Consider the following 4,383-nt stretch of genomic DNA (forward strand, 5'->3'; position numbering starts at 1 on the left):
CTCGTCGACGGCGCCGTCGACGGGGGCGGTGCGGGACTTCAGCGCCACGACGACGGCGTCCATCCCGCGCAGCCCGTCGAGCTGTTCGTCGGTGGGCACGCCCAGGGTGACGCTGGTGCGCAGTCCGCGCGCCACCCAGTTGGTGGCGAGGTCGGTGGCCCCGGTGAAGTCGTCGGCCACGCCGCCCCATCTGACCATGCCTGCCACCATTCGTCGTCACCGTCCGTTACGCGGATTCTCCGTGCCCTGCTGATCGGCGCGCCTCTCAGCCGAGCCGATCTGTGAATTTATGTTACTACAGTTGACGCTCATGTTAAATGACGTTACGTTCCCGCTCCAGAGGCGGGAACATCCGGGTCACCCGCCAAGCTCCAGGAGGGCACGCGATGAACGCCCAGCAGGCCGGCGCGCAGCCGGTTGACCGCACTGTCACCTACGCGCTGACCGGCGCCTGCGGTGGGTTCGCCCGCACGCTCCTCGCGCAGACTCGACGGATGCCGGGCCTGCGCGCGTCCGTGCTGTGCGACCTCGACACCGACGGTGTGCACGCCCTCGCCGCCGACCTCGGTTTTCCCACCGACGAACTCGTCACCGTCGGTGACGTCGAGGCGCTGACGGCCGCGGTCGCCGCGGGACGCACCGCCGTCGTCGCCGACAGTGCGCTGCTCGCCGCCGGCGGGTTCGACATCCTCGTCGAGGCGACCGGCAGCCCGGCGGTCGGCTACCGCGCCGCCCGCACCGCGCTGACCGGCGGCCGTCACGTCGCCATGGTCAGCAAGGAGGTCGACTCCGTCTCCGGCGTGGAGCTGGCGTCGATCGCCGCCGAGCACGGCGTGGTGTACACCACCGCCACCGGCGACCAGCCCGCCAACCTGATCCAGTGGTTCGACTGGGCCCGCGGCCTGGGCCTGGAGATCGTCGCGATCGGCAAGTCCGGCGAGTACGACCTGGTCTACGACCCGGAGACCGCCACGGTCACCCAGCTCGGCGAGACGATCGACGCCCCCGCCCTCGGCGGTCTGCTCAAGCTCGGCGAGGACGTCCGCGCCACCCTGGCCGCCCGCGCCGAGGCGGTCGCGCCGCTCAAGCGCAGCGCCGCCGCCGACTACTGCGAGATGGCAGTGGTCGCCACCTCCACCGGCTTCACCGCCGACGTCGAGGCCATGCACTACCCGGTGGCGCGCGTCGCCGAGCTGGCAGACGTCTACGCGCTGCGGGAGCACGGCGGCGTCTCCACCCGGGACGGCGTGGTGGACGTCTTCTCGGTACTGCGGCTGCCCGAGGAGGCCAGCTTCGCCGGCGGCGTCTTCGCCGTCGTCCGCACCCACGACCCCGTCACCTGGCAGACGCTGGCCCAGAAGGGACACGTCGTCAGCCGTGACGGCCGCTACGCCTGCCTGTACCTGCCGTACCACCTGATGGGCGTGGAGACCCCCACCACGCTGCTCGACGCGGTACTGCGCGGGGTACCCGCGGGTTCGCCCGCGCCGCGCCAGCACGTCGTCCTCGGTGGCCGCGCCACCCGCGACCTGCCCGCCGGCACGGTGCTGACCATGGGGGGCCACCACCACGAGGTCGAGGGCGTCGCGCCCGTCCTGCTGGCCACCGACGACGCCCCCGCCGACGCCGCGCCGCTGTACCTGGCGGCACACGCCGTCCTCGCGGCGGACGTGGCCTCGGGCGAGCTGCTGACGGTCGGACACCTCACCGGACACGACGCCGAGCTGCTCGCGGCGTGGCGTGCCGGGCTGGCCCTGCCGCGCGGTGGTGACACGGCCTGACCGCCTTAGCCCACCTCACCCCCACGCTCCACCCGCCCCACGCCCCCGACCCCTACTCCTCGCCCCGAGGACCGCCGCGGCTGACGCGGCCAGGAAACGAAGAGGTTCCCTATGTCCGACGCCTATACGCTCGTCGCGTTCGGCGCGGCGATCGCGGTGCTGGTACTGCTGATCGCCAAGTTCAAGGTCCACCCCGTCGCCACGCTGTTCATCATCGTCACCACGCTGGGCCTGGCGCTCGGCATGGGCGGGGCGCGGACGCTGGAACTGATCACCGAGGGCTTCGGCAACACCCTCGCCAACGTCGGCCTGCTCATCATCTTCGGCTGCGTCCTCGGCAAGATGCTGGAACTCAGCGGCGCCGCGCACCGGATCACCGAGGCGGCGCTGACGGTCTTCTCCGGCAAGAAGGTGCCGTGGGCGGTGGCGCTGGCCTCGACGGTCATCGGTATCCCGCTGATCGCCGACACCACGGTCCTCATGCTGATCCCCGTCGTCTCGGTCCTCGCGTACCAGACGCGGATGTCGATGATGAAGCTCGGCCCGATCCTGTACATGGGCGCCTACGTCATGACCTCGCTGGTGCCCCCGGGCCCCGGCCCGCTGGCCGCCTCCTCACTGCTCGGTGTCGACCTCGGTGAGGCCATGCTGTGGGGCGCGGCGGTCGCGGTCCCGAGCATCATCGTCGCCACGATCTACCTGCTGACGATCAAGACGCACGTCGACCCGAAGCCGGAGTTCGTCGGCCACCTCTCCGGCGCGGGCGGCACGGGCACCGGCGGCGCGGACGGCACCGACGCCGAGGAGGAGAAGCACCGGCCGAAGCTGTCGATGTCGCTCGTCCCGGTCTTCCTGCCGGTCGTGCTCATCATGCTCAACTCGTACGTGGTCGACATGGTCGGCGCCGAGAACGTCGTCGGCCAGGTCATCGCGTTCCTCGGCCAGCCCGTCATAGCGCTCTTCATCGGCTGCCTCACCGCGCTGCCGCTGTTCGGCCGCAAGTGGGGCCAGAAGGAGACCGTCAACGACCTGTTCGAGTCCGGTCTGCGGCTCGCCGCCATGCCCCTGGCGCTCACCGGCGTCGGCGGCGCGCTGGCGACCATCATCCGCGACACCGAGGTCGCCAACTCGGTCGCCGACATGATCCGCGACTGGGGCCTCTCCCCGATCATCGTGCCGTTCCTGGTGGCCGCGGCCATCTGCACCATCACCGGCTCGAACATCCTGGGTGTCATGACCGCTGCGGCGATCATGCAGCCGCTCGCGGACACGCTCGGCATCTCCCCGCTCGCGATCTACCTCGCCTGCGGCACCGGCGCGCAGATCATGAAGCACGCCAACTCGTCGGGCTTCTGGGTCACCACGACCCTGTCGAACATGACGGTGGGCCAGGGCATCCGCTCGATCGGTATCGCCTCGGCGCTCTCCGGCATCACCGGCTTCGTGATCGTCTACGCCCTCTACGGGTTCGGCCTGATCTGACGGTCCGGCCCCACGGGCCCGAACCGGACGGACCCCGGTGTCCGTCGGCGGTGTGAGCCCGCCGGCGGACACCGGACAGCACCACAGCAACCACGGGGCGCCGGTCGCGGGGGCCGGGCGGGAGCGGGGACCATCCCTTCCGCCCGGTGCCCACGGCCGGCGCCCACCTCGGGCGGTGACGCGGACCGGAACGGCACCGCGCGAGCGGACCGGCACCGGTACGCCGGACATTCGGACGCAAGGAGGCGTGAACGTGTCGTCGGAGGAGACCCCCGAGACCCCGCTGATCCCCGACCAGCGGCGGGAGTTGCTGATCAGGCTGCTACGCGGGCACGAGGTGCTGAGCGTGCACCAGCTCACCGAGATGCTGGGCGTCTCCCACATGACGGTCCGCCGCGACATCGCGGCGCTGGAGCGGCAGGGACGCGCCGTCTCCGTCCCCGGCGGTGTCCGCATCGCCGGGCAGCTCCACCACGAACCGAGCTTCGTGGACAAGTCGACCATGGACCAGCCGGCGAAGCTCGCCATCGCCGCGCTCGCCGCCGGCCTGCTCCAGGACGACACCACCGTCTACCTCGACGCGGGCACCACCTGCCAGGCGCTGGTGCCGCACCTGGTCCGGCACCAGGGGATGACGGTCGTGACCAACGACTTCACCACCGCCAACGCCCTCATGGGCAACCCGGACGTCGAGGTCATCCACACCGGCGGTCGCATAGAGCACGCCAACCGCTCCACCGTCGGTCGGCTCGCGGCGCAGACCCTCGGCCACCTGGCGCTCGACATCGCCTACATCTCCACCAGCTCCTGGGACCTCCAGCACGGGGTGACGACGCCCTCCCCCGCCAAGGTCGAGGTGAAGCAGGCCGCGATGGGCAGCGCGTCGCGGTCGGTGCTGCTGACCGGCAGCGCCAAGTACGGCACCTTCGGCATGTACCGCGTCGCCGGACTCGACCGGTTCGACTCGGTGGTCACCGACTCCGGCCTCTCCCGCGCCGCCCGCGACGCGCTGCGGCGGCAAGGCGTGGAGACCCGGGTCGCCTCCGGCGGCACCGGCGCGGAGGGCGGCGGCGAGGGCGGGGAGGAGAGCGGCACCCGGCCGACCCCGGCCGGCTGACGC

Annotated in this window: 4 protein-coding genes; 3 read left to right on the forward strand and 1 reads right to left on the reverse strand. The window is 71.7% G+C overall.

The window, feature by feature from the left end; translation table 11 throughout:
* The coding region (locus HCJ92_RS25165; protein WP_245241057.1) for a four-carbon acid sugar kinase family protein at positions 1-198 on the reverse strand (198 nt) is incomplete at its 3' end.
* Positions 199-386: 188 nt separating this feature from the next.
* Between HCJ92_RS25165 and HCJ92_RS20900 the strand changes: the two genes are divergently transcribed.
* The 3 genes from HCJ92_RS20900 to HCJ92_RS20910 all read left to right on the forward strand — a co-directional run bounded on the left by HCJ92_RS20900 (position 387) and on the right by HCJ92_RS20910 (position 4,380).
* Positions 387-1,781 carry a homoserine dehydrogenase gene (locus HCJ92_RS20900; RefSeq protein ID WP_167935164.1) on the forward strand — a complete coding sequence of 465 codons (1,395 nt, stop codon included), beginning with the start codon at positions 387-389 and terminating at the stop codon, positions 1,779-1,781.
* A 111-nt stretch (positions 1,782-1,892) separates the two neighbouring features.
* The gene (locus tag HCJ92_RS20905; RefSeq protein ID WP_167935165.1) at positions 1,893-3,263 is read left to right on the forward strand and encodes a GntP family permease; all 1,371 of its coding nucleotides are present in this window, start codon (positions 1,893-1,895) and stop codon (positions 3,261-3,263) included.
* A gap of 253 nt (positions 3,264-3,516) precedes the next feature.
* Complete coding sequence (locus HCJ92_RS20910) at positions 3,517-4,380, forward strand: DeoR family transcriptional regulator (RefSeq protein WP_167935166.1); 864 nt, start codon at positions 3,517-3,519, stop codon at positions 4,378-4,380.
* The last annotated feature ends 3 nt before the right edge of the window (positions 4,381-4,383 follow it).

The organism is Streptomyces spiramenti, assembly GCF_012034385.1.
Lineage (GTDB): Bacteria > Actinomycetota > Actinomycetes > Streptomycetales > Streptomycetaceae > Streptomyces > Streptomyces spiramenti.